At 68.2% G+C, this 15677-nt stretch carries 12 protein-coding genes and 4 pseudogenes; 5 read left to right on the top strand and 11 right to left on the bottom strand.

Annotated elements, in window-relative coordinates:
- Positions 1-4 precede the first annotated feature (4 nt).
- Positions 5-523: a MarR family winged helix-turn-helix transcriptional regulator gene (locus OG702_RS06715; RefSeq protein WP_327287944.1), complete on the top strand. Its 519-nt coding sequence runs from the start codon at positions 5-7 to the stop codon at positions 521-523.
- Positions 524-541: 18 nt separating this feature from the next.
- Here OG702_RS06715 and OG702_RS35420 read toward each other — a convergent pair whose 3' ends face one another.
- The 6 genes and pseudogenes from OG702_RS35420 to OG702_RS06695 all read right to left on the bottom strand — a co-directional run bounded on the left by OG702_RS35420 (position 542) and on the right by OG702_RS06695 (position 4929).
- Positions 542-817 carry a DDE-type integrase/transposase/recombinase gene (locus tag OG702_RS35420; RefSeq protein WP_442814695.1) on the bottom strand — a complete coding sequence of 92 codons (276 nt, stop codon included), beginning with the start codon at positions 815-817 and terminating at the stop codon, positions 542-544.
- 109 nt (positions 818-926) lie between these two features.
- Positions 927-1352, bottom strand: coding sequence for an IS3 family transposase (locus OG702_RS35415; RefSeq protein ID WP_442814694.1), 426 nt, complete (start codon positions 1350-1352; stop codon positions 927-929).
- A gap of 508 nt (positions 1353-1860) precedes the next feature.
- Positions 1861-2502 (bottom strand): annotated as a pseudogene (locus OG702_RS06710) (transposase); the annotation flags it as partial.
- Positions 2503-2531: 29 nt separating this feature from the next.
- A pseudogene (locus tag OG702_RS06705) lies at positions 2532-3628 on the bottom strand (integrase core domain-containing protein).
- A gap of 126 nt (positions 3629-3754) precedes the next feature.
- Positions 3755-3936, bottom strand: a pseudogene (locus tag OG702_RS06700) (integrase core domain-containing protein); the annotation flags it as partial.
- A gap of 138 nt (positions 3937-4074) precedes the next feature.
- Positions 4075-4929: a methyltransferase domain-containing protein gene (locus OG702_RS06695; protein ID WP_327287943.1), complete on the bottom strand. Its 855-nt coding sequence runs from the start codon at positions 4927-4929 to the stop codon at positions 4075-4077.
- A 40-nt stretch (positions 4930-4969) separates the two neighbouring features.
- On the opposite strand from OG702_RS06695, the gene pdxR reads away from it, so the two are divergent.
- Entirely contained in the window at positions 4970-6460 is a 1491-nt protein-coding gene (gene pdxR / locus OG702_RS06690) for a MocR-like pyridoxine biosynthesis transcription factor PdxR (RefSeq protein WP_327287942.1), read from the top strand.
- A 499-nt stretch (positions 6461-6959) separates the two neighbouring features.
- On the opposite strand, the gene OG702_RS06685 is transcribed toward pdxR, so the two are convergent.
- Positions 6960-7955, bottom strand: coding sequence for a helix-turn-helix transcriptional regulator (locus OG702_RS06685; protein ID WP_327287941.1), 996 nt, complete (start codon positions 7953-7955; stop codon positions 6960-6962).
- Between the two features lie 217 nt (positions 7956-8172).
- Here OG702_RS06685 and OG702_RS06680 point away from each other — a divergent pair, with 217 nt between their 5' ends.
- Entirely contained in the window at positions 8173-9624 is a 1452-nt protein-coding gene (locus tag OG702_RS06680; RefSeq protein WP_327287940.1) for an MFS transporter, read from the top strand.
- 23 nt (positions 9625-9647) lie between these two features.
- On the opposite strand, the gene OG702_RS06675 is transcribed toward OG702_RS06680, so the two are convergent.
- Positions 9648-10190, bottom strand: coding sequence for a hypothetical protein (locus tag OG702_RS06675; RefSeq protein WP_327287938.1), 543 nt, complete (start codon positions 10188-10190; stop codon positions 9648-9650).
- A 531-nt stretch (positions 10191-10721) separates the two neighbouring features.
- Positions 10722-11678, bottom strand: coding sequence for an NADP-dependent oxidoreductase (locus OG702_RS06670; RefSeq protein ID WP_327287937.1), 957 nt, complete (start codon positions 11676-11678; stop codon positions 10722-10724).
- Between the two features lie 77 nt (positions 11679-11755).
- Between OG702_RS06670 and OG702_RS06665 the strand changes: the two genes are divergently transcribed.
- Complete coding sequence (locus tag OG702_RS06665) at positions 11756-12172, top strand: winged helix-turn-helix transcriptional regulator (protein ID WP_327287936.1); 417 nt, start codon at positions 11756-11758, stop codon at positions 12170-12172.
- Between the two features lie 456 nt (positions 12173-12628).
- On the opposite strand, the gene OG702_RS06660 is transcribed toward OG702_RS06665, so the two are convergent.
- Positions 12629-13021, bottom strand: coding sequence for an ATP-binding protein (locus OG702_RS06660; RefSeq protein ID WP_327287935.1), 393 nt, complete (start codon positions 13019-13021; stop codon positions 12629-12631).
- Positions 13022-13882: 861 nt separating this feature from the next.
- Between OG702_RS06660 and OG702_RS06655 the strand changes: the two genes are divergently transcribed.
- Positions 13883-14215 carry a helix-turn-helix domain-containing protein gene (locus OG702_RS06655; RefSeq protein WP_327287934.1) on the top strand — a complete coding sequence of 111 codons (333 nt, stop codon included), beginning with the start codon at positions 13883-13885 and terminating at the stop codon, positions 14213-14215.
- Positions 14216-14265: 50 nt separating this feature from the next.
- Here the strand turns inward: OG702_RS06655 and OG702_RS06650 are convergent.
- Positions 14266-15404 (bottom strand): annotated as a pseudogene (locus OG702_RS06650) (integrase).
- Positions 15405-15677 lie beyond the last annotated feature (273 nt).

Genomic DNA, 15677 nt, shown 5'->3' with positions numbered 1-15677 from the left:
CCTCATGACGGATGACCGTGAGCGTCCCGGGTACCGCGGTGCACCGCAACGCGTTGGCTTCCTCCTCGCCCAGGTGGGCGGCTACGCGGCGGCGCGGTTCGCCGAACGACTGGCGGATCTTTCCCTGCAGCCGAGCGATATCGGGATCCTGCGGCTGATCGCCCTCGAATCCGGCCTGAGTCAACGAGCCCTCGCCGACCACCTGGGTGTCGGCCCCAGTCGCGTTGTCGTGCTCATCGACGAACTCGAGAGCAGGGGCCTCGTCGCCCGGGTACGGAGCACGCGCGATCGCCGCAACCACGAACTCCAGCTCACCGACGCAGGCGACGCCGTGATGCGCCGGATGCGCGAGATCGGCTCCGCTCACGAGGATGAGATCGTCGACGTCCTCACCCCGGAGGAACGGGAAACGCTCGCCGCGCTCCTCGCCAAGGTCGCGGCCAGCCATGACCTGACCCCGAACGTGCACCCCGGCTACCGTTTCGCGGGCGACAACAGGGCAGCTGATCGACCCACGTCATGACGGCCTTGCTACCTCGCGTTATGTGAGCACCTGAGCAGTTCCACGCCAGTCACCCGTGGGACCCCAACGCCCACTACCACCGGATGATCTGCGGCCGACTGACAGACGGATCCTGAACCGGTCTGCCAGGGTGGCGAATTGCTGGCCGGTGTATTGACTCCCGCGGTCCGAGTGGAAGATCACCGGACGTATCGGGCGACGCTGCCGGCAGGCGGTCAGGGCGTCGGCGACCAGATCGGTGCGCATGTGGTCGGCGGTTTCCCAGCCGATCACGCCGCGTGAGGCGATGTCGATGACGGTGGCCGGGTAGAGCCGGCCCTCTTCGGTCGGGATGTAGGTGATGTCGCCGCATCAGCGGGCGTCAAGCCCGGTGGGGTCGGGCTGGAAGTCCCGGCCGATGAGGTCAGGGCGGGTGACCGCCCCGGGGTCGGGGGACGGTGGTCAGGTGCCGTCGTCTGCGGTGTGGGCCTGCCAGGCCGGCCGCCCGCATCAGCCGGGCGACACAGCGGCGCCCGCACGCGGCGCCGTCGCGCCGAAGAGCGGCGTGGACGCGTGGCGCACCGTAGGTTCCCCGCGACCTGGTGTGGACGGCGGTGATCTGCCCGGTCAGCTCGGCGTCGCGGACCGCGCGGGGGCCGGGCGTGCCGGTACGGCGGGCGTGGTAGGCGGCTCGGGAGACCTGAAGTAGCTCACAGGCGCGTTTGACGCTGTGACTGCGTGTTTCTCCGCCTCGATGAACGGGTGGACCGTCACCGGGTCTCCTTCGCGAAGAAAGCCGTCTTAGATTCAACCGGTCGGAGCAACAGCGCTGGTCGAGGACGGTATGCATGGCGAGACTGGGTCGGCCGGGGATGTCGGACGAGATGAAGGCCGACTTGTGGCGGCGGTGGAGAGCTGGGGAGTCGATCAGTGTCATCTCACGGCAGATCGGCAAACCTCCCGGCTCGGTGTTCACCGTCCTCAAGCACCATGGAGGGATCGCTCCAGCGCCCCGCAACGCGCGGGCCGGAAGCCTGACCGTCGGCGAGAACGCCGCGAGAAAAGTCTCGGAGGCGATGTCCTTGCCGAGCCGGCCCGCGACGTTGCGGGTGCCGATAAATCATCCGCCCAGGTCACGGCCGTTCGCCGGTCTCCTCCTGCGCCTGCTGCTGATTGGCCTCGCTGTTTCGGTTGGAGTGGGCTGAGCTGGGGTGATCGCGGTTGGACGGTGGTTGTCGCTGCTTGTCGGCTGGTGGGTGTGGCTGGGGCCCGACGCTTGGGTCGGGTGCTCCAGATTCCTCGGGTGGTGGGCGGTCAGGGACTGGTCTGTAGGTCAGATGGCTGGTCTGGGCAGGGCCGCGGGCGAATGCCGTGGTCAGCGCGTTGCGCCAGGGCCAGGTGGCGGCGATCCGCAGGTGGAGCCGTCGCCCGCCATGGGTGAGGCGGGCTGCTGCGTGCAGCAGGCGGTAGCGGAGCTTCCTGGGTTCGGCGGTGGCCAGCTCGCCGTCCAGCAGGAGGGTCTGGGTCCAGGCGGGCAGGTCGATGGCGGTCAGGGCAAGCTCCAGCCACGCTTGATTGATTGCGAAGTGGCGGGAGGGGAAGCGGCCGATACCGGTGGTCTTGCCGCAGCGGATGCGGTCCCCGACGCGGGCATGCGCCCGGTGGCGGACTTCCAGAAACTGCAGGGAGCCTCCACCATCGGGTGTGTCGGTGAGGAACGTCTGGTGACGCATGCCGGCGTCGAGGTCGAACAGCGACAACTGCGCGCCGGGGTGCGGGCGTTCGCGCCGGACGATGATCCGTGTGCCGTCGGGATGGCCTGCGAGATCGACCATGCCGGTCAGTTCGCCGACTTCGGCGCCGGCCCGCTGGGTGCCGTCCTGTTCCAGGGCGGGGTGCCAGAACCGGTCGGGCAGGGCCCGGATCGCCCGGCGGACCGGCTCGGTTATGGCGTATCCGACGGAGAAGGACGCCTGGATGCCCCGTTCTCGCAGGGCCCTGTTCTTGCCGAGAACCTCGTCCGTGCAGGTCACGTGGCATATCGATACTCGTGGAGGATGCCGGCGAGCCGGTCGCGTTTTCGTATGTCGAGGCGGTCGATGTGCTCTGGATCGGTGATCGGTGCCGGCAGGGGGTGCAGTGGTCGGGCGTTGGCGATGCCCTGGTGCGGCCGGTGCTCGTTGTAGAACTGCTCGAACTCCCGCAGTGCGTGGAGCAGGTGTCGTTGGTTCCAGATGAGGGTGCGGTCCAGGAGTTCGTGGCGACAGGTGTGTACCCACCGTTCCATGATCGAGTTCATGCGCGGTATCCGGAATCCGCTGAGCACGGCCTCGATGCCGGCGTCGGCGAGGATGGTGTCGAAAAGGGCGGGGAACTTTCCGTCGCGGTCCCGGATTAGGAACCGTGCTCGGCAGCCGGCGTCTTCGAGGTCCATGACGAGGTTCTTCGCCGTCTGCGTCACCCAGGCTGCACCGGGGTGCGGGGTTGCGCCCAGGATCCGGATGCGCCGGTTGGCGTGCTCGATCGCCGCGCATACGTACAACCGGGCTCCGGACAAGGTGACGGTCTCGAAGAAGTCACACGCCAGGAGTACGTCGGCTTGGGAGTGCAGGAAGTCTGACCACGTGCTGGACGCTCGTTCGGGTGCCGGCGGGATGCCAGCCTCGTGGAGGATTTCCCAGACCGTGGACGCGGCTACCTTCACTCCGAGTCCCGCAGTTCGCAGTGCACGCGCCGGTACCCGCAACTGGGATTCTCCCTCACCAGGCGCAGTACCAGGGCTCGGATGGAGCGGACAGTGCGGGGGCGGCCTCCGCGATTGCGCCGGGACTGGGCGGCGTCTTTGCGGGCGATGAAGTCACGGTGCCAGCGCAGGATCGTGTCCGGTCGCACCAGCAACCGCATCCGCCGCAGCGCGTCCTTCGGGAGGTCGTGCAGGAGCGCTGCCACGAACGCCCGGTCACCCGCGGTGAACTGGACTCGCTGCCCGCTCAGCTGCCGCTCCAGCACCGCGATCTGATGGCGTAGCACGAGGATCTCCGCGTCCTCGTCCCGGTCGGTCATGGGCAGGAGGCGCAGCACAGTGAACATGTTCGGCACGCCCGGGTAAGCGAGTTTCCACAGCACGAGAGATCATCATGCCGAGGTGTTCGTTATGCCCGCCAGGGTCCCGGACCAGCCTCTGCGCCCGGGAGCTCGGAGATCAGAACACAACCGCTCTGAGCAGGGCGGATGAGGTAATCGGCAAGGACAGGGCTGTTGGTCGGCGCCTGGCGGTAGTTGGTTGCGGGCTCTGTGGGGCGGTGCTCGTTGTAGTGCTGTTCGTAGGCGGCCAGGATGCGCCGGGCATGGGTCTCGTTCATGATGAGGACGTGGTCGAGGACCTCGCGGCGGATGCTGCCGATTACCCGTTCGCAGTGGGCGTTCATCCGAGGGTGTCCTTGCCGAGAACCTCATCCATGCAGCTCATCGCCACTTTCAACCGCATAGCCTGAAAACAGATCACCGAGTGGCCGTCGTTGCACCACTCCAGCAGAGGTGACCGTCCGCAGAATGAGAGCAATGGGTGACGTTCATGGACCCACGGTGGCGTCGTTGGACGGATTCACGGCGACAGCCTTGAAGAACGTGTAGTGAAAGGTCCCGTTGGCCTGTGCGGTGCGGTGCAGGTCTGTGATCCCCCGATCCCAGTGTGCCGCGGTCGTAAGCCCAGCGGTCAGTGCCTCGTCCCGGACGGATTCGACCATGGCGATGAACGTGTTGCGGGTAAAGCCGTCGACCAGTGCGGGCCGGGTCTGGTCGGCGTAGACCGTGCGGGGACGGACCACGATGTCGTCGTATCCGGCCCGAGCCAGCAGCGGTTGCAACTGCCGGCCGATCAGCGCGTTTCCCCCGACGGCTGACTGCAGTTGGACCTGGCATTCGATCACTGCTCGGGCGTACTCGCTGGCGGGATGGAACAGCGCCGAACCATGATCCCCCTCGATCACGGTGATCGTGCCCTTGGGTCGTAGCACGTGCCGCAGGGCGGCCAGCACCCGCCGGGGGTCCGAGAGATGTTCCAGGACGAAGCAGACGAAAACATGGTCGAACTGCGCGTGGGAGAAGGGGAGATCGACCAGATCAGCGTGGTACCACTCCACATTGGCCGCTGGTGCGTGGGCCGCGATACGGGCACGGGCCTGTGCTAGAGAAACAGCGGAGTGGTCGACAGCGGTGATATGCGCCCCCGGGCTGGCTTGGGCCAGGTGGACCGTCTGGGCGCCGACCCCGCAACCGATCTCCAATACCCGGCTGCCAGTCGGATAGGCCGTGCCCGCATGCACCAATGCCGCCAAAGTGTCCGCCTGGTCGCCGAGCCGAGCCGCCTCGCGTTCGGAGTACCCGTGCAGATAGCCGGCCGTCGCTCTCGCCTCAGGAGATGTCATCACTGTATCCATACGGTCACCCTGCTGCGATTATGGTCCGATGAACAGGTCCAATCGTTGCCCAACTGACCAGTCCAAAGTTTCCGGGTCCGATTTCCTGCAGCTGAACATCCACGATGCGCCGCTGGGCAGGCGATCCGACTGGCTGGCCCAGCAGCTTCGGCTCGCGATAGCGGACCGCCGCCTGCCGATCGGGAGCAAGCTGCCGGCCACCCGCGTTCTGGCCGGCGAGCTGCGGATATCCCGTGGTGTGGTCACAGAGGCGTATCAGCGACTGATAGAAGACGGACACGCGGCAGGACACGGGCGCAACGGAACGATCGTCGTTGGCGCTCCCACCGCGCCGATGGAGGCGCCCCCCACCAGGCCAGTCGCTCCTCTGCCGCCGGGTGCGTTGTTCGCCGATGTACCCGGCGCGGACATCTTCGACTCGATGCGAGCGACACCCGCCCGGATTGATCTGTCGCCCGGCATGCCCGACCTTGCCGCGTTTCCGCGATCTGCTTGGCTGCGCGCCGAGCGCTCCGCACTGGCGAGCCTCTCGGCTTCCGATCTCGGGTATGGAGACCCGCGCGGGACACCGGCCTTGCGTCACGCCATCGCCAACTGGCTCGCCCGCAACCGCGCGATCAGGGTGGATCCAAACGACATACTCATCGTCGCCGGCACCGCCCAAACACTGACTCTGCTCGGACAGGTGCTGCGTGACCACGGGATCTCCGCGGTGGCTGTGGAAGACCCGGGATCACTCGGGGCCCGCCAGCACCTGCACAACCAGGGGTTGGACACCCCGCCGGTCCCGGTCGACTCCCAAGGCGCGCGCGTCGACATCCTGCGCGACGTGGCCGCTCCGGCGGTCTTGTTGACCCCCGCGCACCAGTTCCCGACCGGAGTGGTGTCCAGCGGGGCACGGCGTCGTGAACTGATCTCCTGGGTCTCCGAGAACGACGGACTGATCATTGAGGACGACTACGACGCCGAGCACCGCTACGACCGGCCCCCGGTCCCCGCCCTGCGATCCGTACTCCCCAACCACGTCTGCTACGCCGGGAGCGTGTCCAAGCTCCTCGCCCCCGCACTGCGCATTGGCTGGGTCCTTGCACCGCCGAAGTACCGGGATGCTCTTGTCGCCGCCAAACGGTTCGCCGACCTGGGCAACGCCGCACTACCGCAGCTGGTGCTCGCCCAGCTCATGGAATCAGGCGAGATGGAGCGTCAGTTGAGGCTCCTGCGCACACGCCACCGTCGTCGCCGGGACACCATGGTCGAGGCGATCAGAACCCACCTTCCGGATGCGGAGATACACGGCGCCGCAGCGGGCCTGCACTTGATGATCACCTTCGATGCCAAGTTCGCCGACACGGACCTCGCTGCTGCTGCGCTTGCACATGGAGTGAAGGTGCAGCCACTGTCATGGCATAGCCAATACTCGCTACGCCCCGGGCTGGTCCTGGGCTACGCAGCGAGCGCGCCCACCGCTATCAGTGAAGGCGTGGCGACCCTCGGTGACGTCCTACGGCGCATGCTCTGAGCAGCGAAGGGCACGCTCGGTCGCCGGCGCCGACCAATACCAGGACTTGTTCCTGCCCACCGGCCCCCTCGCCTGCCTCCGGACGAAGCCGCCTCTCGACTACTTCCGCCACCTCCAACTCCCTGCCGGGACCGACAGTTCACGGCCGCCGCTTGGTGAGGTCGTGCGATCCGGCGGCGAGAGATCTGCATCGAGGGCGTGGCCCGGTGGCGCGACCCGGAGGACGACGTGCCCGGCCACCGTCCTGCACGACGGCAAGGACGGAGCGCTCGCCGCCCGGACAAAGAGCACGCCGGGACCTCATGCTCGCTCTGCACCCGCTCCAGTCCCCGCTCGTGCACATCCACGCGCTGCTGCTTCCGCAGGTCCTCGCCGACCGGCCTGGGCCAAAAGGTCACCGACGAGGACCGGCGCGGTCTGACCGCGCTGTTCTGGTCGAACATCAACCCGTACGGCACTTTCCGCCTTGACATGGATAAGCGGACCGACCTGCTACCAGTCACCATCTGGCGGCGTGTCGCGCGGAGGGCCTCGTACCCGCCGGGGCGTCGGAGGCGGGCTGTGCGTCCGGGGCCGCCGCCTGCCTGTCAGGGTTGCCCAGACTGGCCAGGAGGCGCAGGGCGGCTTCGGACGGGGTGCCGGGTTCGGCGCTGTAGGCGATCATGCGCTGATCGCCGCTGCCCGGTAGCGTCAGGCTCTGGAAGGTGAGCTGCATGGTGCCCACCAGAGGATGCTGCAGGTGCTTGACGCCGTCGGCGCAGGTGCGGACGGGGTGACGCGCCCACAAGGCGGCGAATTCACGGCTCTGCATGGCCAGCCGGCCTACCAGACCTCCCAGGTCGCTGTCCTGGGGGTGGCGTCCGGCGACCAGCCGCAGGGAGCCGACCGCGAGTTGGGCCTCCTCCTCCCAGTTCTGGTAGAGATCGCGGCCTTGTGGGCTGAGGAAGAGGATGTCGGTGAGGTTGGGCCGGTCGGCGGGCCGCGCCGGATCGTCGAAGCCGAGGTGGCCGGCCAGCAGGGCGTGGCCGATTCGGTTCCACGCCAGGACGTCGTTGCCGCGGTTGAGCACCACGGTGGGCACGTCGGGCATGGCACCCAGCAGGTTGCGCATTGCCGCGGTGACCCGGTCGTGCGAGCGCGGCGGGGCGGCACGGCGGGTGGTCCTGGCGGGCTGGGCGAGGTTCTTCAGGTGCGCGCGCTCATCCTCGCTGAGGCGCAGTGCGACCGCGATGGCGTCCAGTACCTGTTCGGAGGTGCCGTCTCCGCGGCCCTGCTCCAGGCGGGTGTAGTGGGTGACGCTGACCCCGGCGAGCATCGCCAGTTCCTCGCGGCGCAGACCGGCCACCCGGCGCAGGCCGGGGTAGGGGTGCAGTCCGACGTCCTGCGGGCTCAGCCGGGCCCGCCGGGTCTTGAGGAAGTCGCCGAGTTCGGAGCCGCCGCCGGCGGCCTGGGGCACCGGTCCGAAGTCGCCGGACGCTGAAGGTGTCGAGGTCATCGTCAACTCCTGGTGGCCGGAGGGAACGCGAGCAGAGCCGCTGAGTCCAGTCAACCCGCCAGAGTGGCCGGGCGTTCCCGTCGTGCGGACTTGTGCGTGGTCGTGCCATGACTACCCACGGCGTGGCACGTCACAACAGAGGTCTGGGTGGTCTGCCGGCCGGCCCGCAGGATCAGTGGTGAGGCGCCGCCACAGGCGCGGAAAGGACATCACAATCATGTCGCTGACCGAGGGCACCGGGACCGCATCGGGGATCGAGGCCGTCCGGCCGCAGCCGCTGGCCGGGCGGTTGAAGCTCGTGCTGGCCGTGCTGCTGGTCGCCCAGTTCATGCTGGCCGTGGACTTCTCGATCCTGAACGTCGCCCTGCCCGATATCGGACAGGGGCTGGGCATCTCGCTGGGCAACCTGCAGTGGATCGCCACGGCGTTCGCGCTGTGCGCGGGCGGGTTCACGCTGCTGTTCGGAAGGATCGCTGACCTGTTCGGCCGGCGCCGGCTGTTCCTGGTGGGCCTGGCCGTCCTCGGGCTTGCCTCAGTGGCCGGCGGCATGGCGACCAGCCCGACGATGCTGATCACCGCCCGCGTCTTCCAGGGATTGGCCACGGCCGCCGTCACCCCGGCCGGTCTGTCGTTGATGACGACGTCCTTCCCCGAGGGCCCGGCACGCGATCGCGCCCTGGGACTCAACGGGGCGCTGATGTCGGCCGGCTTCACCACCGGAGCGGTGCTCGGCGGCGTCCTCACCGACCTGCTGAGCTGGCGTTGGGCCTTCTTCATCAACGTGCCCGTCGCACTCGTGGTGCTGCTGATCGCCCCCTCGGTGATCAAGGAGTCCCGGCCGACCACCCGCCCGCGCCTTGACCTGCCCGGGGCCGCGCTGGTCACGCTCGGTCTGCTGGCGCTGGTGTTCGGCTTCACCCAGGCAGGCCGCGACGGCTGGGGATCGGTCACCACGCTGGGTTCGCTGGCTCTGGGAGCGGCGCTGCTCGCGCTGTTCTACGCCGTCGAGCGGCGCCAGCAGGCCCCGCTGATGCCGGTTACCGTGCTGCGCCGGCCGACGGTGGCCTGGGGGAACGCAGCGGGCCTGCTGGCCTTCCTCACTGAGACGTCCTTGGTCTTCCTGCTCACCTTGTACCTGCAGAAGGTCCTCGGGTTCTCCCCCCTCGAGGCGGGCCTGTCGTTCGGAGTGCTGGGACTGGGCACCGTGACCGGCGGTTCCTTCGCGCCGCGGATCGTCGGCAGGATCGGTACCCGCGCCGCGCTCATCGCCGGCGGCGTGGTCCAGGCGGTGGCGACCTTCGCGCTGCTCGGACTGTCCTCCTCCACCGGCGGCTCGCTCGCGCTGCTGCTGATCGCTACTTTCGTCGGCGGTGTCGGCAATATGCTGGTGATCGTCGGGTTCATGATCACCGCTACGTCCGGATTGCCCGACCACGAACAGGGTCTGGCCACCGGCCTGGCGACGATGACCCAGCAGATCGGCATCACCATGGGGACGCCGATCATGAGTGCCATCGCCACCGGGGCGATGGCCTCCTCTGCGGCCAGCGCGGTTCTGCACGGTGTGAGCGTGGCCATCGCGGTCAACGCTTCCCTGGTCCTGCTCAGCGTCGTCGTTGCCGCGGTCTGCCTGCGCTCTCCTCGCGCGGCTGCCGCCCCGGCCCGGTGAGCATCCGCCGCCCGTACCCGGTTTCAGGGCCGGGTGTGGTTTCGGAGCCGGGCCGGAAACCCGAGCCGCGGGCGGCCGTGGCCCTGGCAACGTCGCGGGTGCAGTGGGCCGCGGCCTCCCTGGCCGTGGGGGCCGGACCATTCCGCTGCGGGTGTAGCGGCCCGGCGGCTCCTGACAGCGGCCACCGCGTAGCGCCAGCCGCAAGCGACGGCGACCTCGGCGGCCGCCGCGAACGACTCACGGTCCGACTCCTTGATCAAGGGCTCGGGGCGTACGTCGATCAGCCAGACGCCACGACGGGTCACCGCGAGGTAGTCAGGCGTGTGAGACCGGCGCTTCCCGCAGGTTGCGAAGGAGATCTTGAACGGCTGCGAGACGACGTCGACCACGTCGCCGGCGAAGTCCAGGGCCAGCAGCACCCGGCTCTCCTCCAGGCTCTCCGCGCCGTGGTGCCGACCGGTGCTGGTCAGGAACTGGAGGCCAGGACGGTGACGCCGGCCCCGGCGCCAGGTGAAGTGCCGCATCGGGTCGCTCGTGAGCACCGGCTCCTGTACGAGATCGTGCACCGAGCAGGACGCATCGTCCCCGCCTGCCGGCCACGAGACCGCCCACCGTCTCGTCCAGCGGTCGCCCAGACCTGCCCGCGTCGACGTCCGTCGGCACGAAAAGGTCTTCCCAGCTGCACTGATGCGACCAGACGGACCCGGTGGCAGCGGCTTCGACTACCCTTCCCAACCCAGCACGTGTAGCCGCCATGAACTCATCGAAGCGCCACGGAGAACTTCAGGCTCCCGATCTTCGTTTCTGGTGACAGAAAGACTGCTGAATGAGCATCTGTGACAAGTCGGATGCCTCGCGTGTGACAACCAGGCTGCCTCGACCGTCCCCATTCACCAGCTCAGCCGGTCCCGCCGGTGACAACTCCTGAGCTTCGGCTCAGTGTGACTGAGCCCTTCAGTTGGCGAGTGAACGCTTGGCTCGGCGGGTTGAGTGCTTCAGTTGACGGCGCGTGTTGCGTCGATGCAGGTAGCGAGCCTGCCGCAGTACTGGCCCAGTACGGGTTTCAGCAGCGTCCAGGAGTCCACCGGCGGCTCGGATCAGGGCCCTTCGGAAGGAACCAGCATCAGTCGGCCGCGTATGCCGCCCGCCGCGAGGCGATCGTGTGCTTCGGCCGCGCGCTCAAGCGGGAGGATGTCGGCGACCCGCAGAGTCAGGTCCATGGCGGCGAGCTCAGCCAAGGCGGCCCCATCAGAACTGATCCACTGCTGATGGACCCGGATGCCGCGCAACGGGAGCGGGGCTGAACCGCCGACCACCGTGACGTAAGCGCCCCTGGTGCGGACGGCGGCCAGTGCGCGAATTCCGAGTCCTGCCGTGTCGAGCGCGCCGTCGATGCCGCCCGGCACCAGGCGCCGGACATCGGTCGCGAGGTCGGAGGCGTCACGGCTGACGATCCATTCGGCGCCGAGACTTCGAACGAACTCTTCGTCAGCGGCGCTGGCCTGGGCGAGGACGCGCAGGCCGCGTCGCGCCGCCAGTTCGACCGCGAAGCCACCAACCGCCCCGGCCGCCCCGGTGACCAGCACGGTGTCGCCCGCAGCGAGATCGAGCAGGTTGAGGGCTTGGAGGGCGGTGAGACTGTTCAACGGCAGCGTCGCGGCAGCCACAGCAGAGACACCGGGCGGAGCGGGTGCGACTGCCGCGGCGTCCAGGGCCAGGTATTCGGAGTAGGCGCCCAGCGATACGTCGAGCAGGTCGCGCAGCCCAATCACCCGCTGACCGGGCGCGAACGCCGTCACGCCCGATCCGAGCCGGTCGACCACGCCCGCGACATCCCAGCCGATGCCCGTGTACCCGCGGGCGGCCATGAGCCCGGCTTCGACGAGCGCGCCGGAACGGGTGGCCAGGTCGACGGGATTGACGGTCGCGGCCTCGACGCGGATCCGTATCTGCCCGGGGCCGGGTTCCGGGAGCGGAATTGTCACCAACTCGAGCGCCTCGGGCCCGCCGTAACCGCGGGCGACCACGGCCCTCATCTGTTTTTCAGTGATCATGTCGCACACCGTAGAGATTGCTACTCTCCGTTGGGAAGAACGCACTTCGAGGTGCCTACGGCACCGGAAGGAGGGCCATGGCCACCCGCACCGCCGCCCAGCGTCGAACCGAGGCGCGCGTCTCCTACGACGCCTACCTCGCCGAATGCCCTGCCCGGCAGCTGCTGGACCGCATCGCCGACAAGTGGGTCAGCCTCGCCGTCAACGCGCTTGCCGACGGGCCACAGCGGTACACCGACCTGCAACGCAGGCTGGCGAGCGTGAGCCAGAAAATGCTCACGCAGACTTTGCGACATCTGGAACGCGACGGGCTGGTGTCGCGGACTGTGATCCCCGCCGTCCCGGTCCGCGTCGAATACGAACTGACCGCGCTCGGCCGCTTGTTGTTGCCGGTCATGTGCGCGATCAAAGGATGGGCGGAGGAGCACATGGACGAGGTGCGCGCCGCTCGCGTCGCCTACGACGCGCGGGCTGACGGCCCGGCGGCACATTGATGCGTAGGCCGACAGCTCAAGGCTTCGCCAGCTGAAGCGCTCAGTCACACGAAGAAGAGGAAGACGACCCTGACTTCCGCCACGTCTGCGTGGAAATCATCTGCACCCCGGAAGTGGCCGACGCCATCGCGCAGCAGCACCGGAGCGCAATCGAAGAGATCCTGGAGGGCTACACCGACGACGACATCATCGACTACGGCGTCGACTGACGGCCCGAGCGAGCCGGCCGACCACGGCCGTACGACTGAGCCCCTTTCCGGCATTCGAGCTGCCGGGAAGGGGCGCTGGGGATGGTAGTGGCCGGGTCTACACCCGTGGCGGCGCGGTGATGAAAACGAGTAGCGATAGTGAATTCGAGATCCGGACCGCTTCCGCTGACGCGACCCGACTGTCGGGTGAGGGCGATCAGCAGGGTGCCCCGGATGGGTGAGCGCATCGACTGTCGCTGTTTTGGCGCTACCGGGTGAGAAGGGCGCTGGCGGTCTTGCCGCCGGTCGTATGGCTGGTGACGGTGGTGGCGCGGGCGAGGCGGTTGACCCTGGGCCAGCCGAAGCCTCCGGTGCTGCCGTTCAGGTCCGGGGTGCGCAGGCGCGGCGCCTGCGGGCTGGGGTCATCGACGGCCACCTCGATGAGGTCGGGGCGGGCGGTCGGGCGGAGGGTGTAGGTGCCGCCGCCGTGTCGTGGGGCGTTGGTGACGAGTTCGGAGACGGCCAGGACGGTTGTGTCGGCTGTTTCCGGGTCGACGGCGGGCCGACGGAGGGCTTCGAGGAAGGCCTGGGTGGTCTCGCGCGCGTGGGCAGCGGCGGTCGCGGAGCGGCTGGTCGTGGCGTCGACGCGCATCGTGTCCATCGGGGTTCCCCCTGGTACGGCTCGGCACTGCCCAGTCCTGTACCCGACTCTTGTGCCCCACCTCCTGCGTCCCTTAACCCGGCAGGGAGGCCCGATTACCTCGCCACCGGGCACGCGAAAATCTGTGACGGCCGGAGTAGACATTGGGTGGTGATGTGGTTATGGTTTCTCTCGTAGCCGAGATCAGCAAGGCCCGGCAGAGACGAACTGCCGGGCAGCAGTACCCGCAGGTGCAGTACGCAGGACGGTGCGGTGGTGGAGTTCCGAAGCCAGAGTGGTTGCCTGACGGCGACGGGGCTGACGACCGGACCGGGGGGCCCGCAGTGATCAGGGGCCGCCATGAGCAGTAACGCAGTCGCAGTTCGGTGAGTGCAGTTCGCGGTACCCAGCAGTGAGTTCAGTGAGCGGTACCTCGGTAAAGGCGTCGGCTGCGGACGCGCGTACCGGGAGGTTCGGCAGTGGGGTTCCAAGCCAGAGCAGATGCAGGACGGGCGACGGGGCTGGCTGCCGAAGAGTGGCGCTTGCTCAAGGCCACGAGCAGTTCGCATCACCGGAAGTACCCACAGTGTGCAGTGCCCGTTTGGGAGGCAGTTCATCCAGAGGGAAAGAACGGAGGAGCCGAGGCGCCATCAGGATCGCCCGGGCGGAGTGTTGAGCCCGGGTACCGCAGGACATCGATAGTGAGGTGGTCTCCGGTCAAGCAACCGCGATCCCCGCACACGCCGCCACTTCTCCCGGTGGCCGTGCGGACACAGTAGGCCGGTGCAGTACTAGGGCCGGCAGATGGTGTAGCAGTTCCTTCGGGGCCCTGGTGCCAGTACGGCACCAGGGCCCCTCCAGCGCGTTCCACAGAGAGGCAAGATGACAGCAGACGACTCGTTCAACCGGCTCGATGACGACGACTACCCCGCCTACACCATGGGCCGGGCCGCCGAGATACTCGGCACCACCCAGGGCTTCCTGCGCGCCATCGGCGAAGCCCGCCTCATCACCCCGCTGCGCTCGGCCGGCGGCCACCGCCGCTACTCCCGCTACCAGCTGCGCATCGCCGCCCGCGCCAGGGAACTCGTCGACCAGGGCACCCCGATCGAGGCCGCCTGCCGCATTGTCATCCTCGAAGACCAGCTCGAAGAAGCCCAGCGCATCAACGCCGAACACCACCGCACCGCATTCCAGCACACGGCAGGCAACTGACGGGCAGTCCGCGGCAACGCTGCTCCTGCCGAAAATGTCATCCGTGCAGGTCAGGCTGCATGTTCGTAATCGTGGAGGTGCCGCCGAGGCGGTCGCGTCGTCGGATGTCGCGGTGGTTGGTCTGCCTCGTATTCGCGGCCGGTATCGGCGGTGGTTGGAGGGGACGGGCGTTCGCGATGCCCTGATGCGGTCGGTGGGAGTTGTAGTGCTCCTCGAACTCTCGCAGGGCGTGGACCAGGTGGTGCTGGTTCCAGATCAGGGTGCGGTCCAGGAATTCCCGTCGGCAGGTCTGCACCCGCCCCCTGCCTTCGGCGGGAGGTGCCCCCTGTTCCATGATCGCGTTCATGCGCGGGGTTCGGACGCCGCTGAGTACAACCTGGATCCCCGCGTCGTTGAGGATGGTGTCGAACAGGGCGGGAAACTTCCCGTCCCGGTCGCGGATCAGGAACCTCGCCCGGCAATCGGCGTCCTCGAGGTCCATGACGAGGTTCCTCGCGGCTTGCGTCACCCATACCTGGGTCGGGTGGGCGGTGGCGCCGAGGATCCGGATCCTGCGGCTGGCGTGCTCGATCACCGCGAACACGTAGAGTGGCGCCCCGGACGGGGTGACGGTCTCGAGGAAGTCCCAGGCCGGCAGGGTGTCGGTCTGGGAGCGCAGGAAGTCTGCCCATGTGCTGGAGGCCCGGTCGGGTGCCGGGTCGATGCCGGCGTCTTGGAGGATCTCCCAGATGGTGGATGCGGCGACTTTCACGTTCAGGACGAGGAGTTCGCCGTGGATGCGGCGGTATCCCCAGTTGGGGTTCTCCCGGGCGAGCCGTAGCACCAGGAGCCTGACGGAGCGGCATGGTTCGTGGTCGTCCGGGACGCTTCGGCCTGGACATGGCGGCGTGACGACGTGCGACCAGGTCGCGGTGCCAGCGGAGCACCGTGTCCGGGCGTATCAGCAGCCGAAGTCTCCGTAGTACGTCCCAGGGCAACCGGTGGAGCAGGGCTGCCAGGAACGCTCGATCGCTCGCTGTGAACCGGGCACGCTCGTCACCGAGTTGACGTTCGAGCACCATGATTCGAGCACCATGAGCTCATGCCGCAGCGCGAGGATCCCCTTATCTCGCTCCCGATCGCTCATGGAGAGCAGGCGCAGCATCGCGAGCGCGTTCGTCACGGTCAGATAGGCCAGTCGAAGCAGCACAGTTGATCGTCATTCCCTGGCACCACCTTGCAGGCCACGGCGCCGCCCCTACCCGGACATGCCGCATCGCGCACACACCCTCCCACCAGGGTGGATGGGGTTATCGGCAGGGGCAGGGGCAGGGGCAGGGGCAGGGTCGGAGGCGGTACGAGGCCCTTGCTGTAGCCGTCGACACGGTACGTGGTGAAGTAGGTGCTGGCGGCGCTGGACGGCACCTTGGAATGGCCCGCCGGAGACCGCCGCATTGCGGGTCGCGACGTCCTGCGCACCTAC

Origin of the sequence: Streptomyces sp. NBC_01198, assembly GCF_036010485.1 — a bacterium.
In the GTDB taxonomy this organism is placed as follows: domain Bacteria; phylum Actinomycetota; class Actinomycetes; order Streptomycetales; family Streptomycetaceae; genus Actinacidiphila.
The sequence above is the reverse complement of the archived record's forward strand: the minus strand, read 5'-3'. Positions and strand labels throughout refer to the sequence as shown.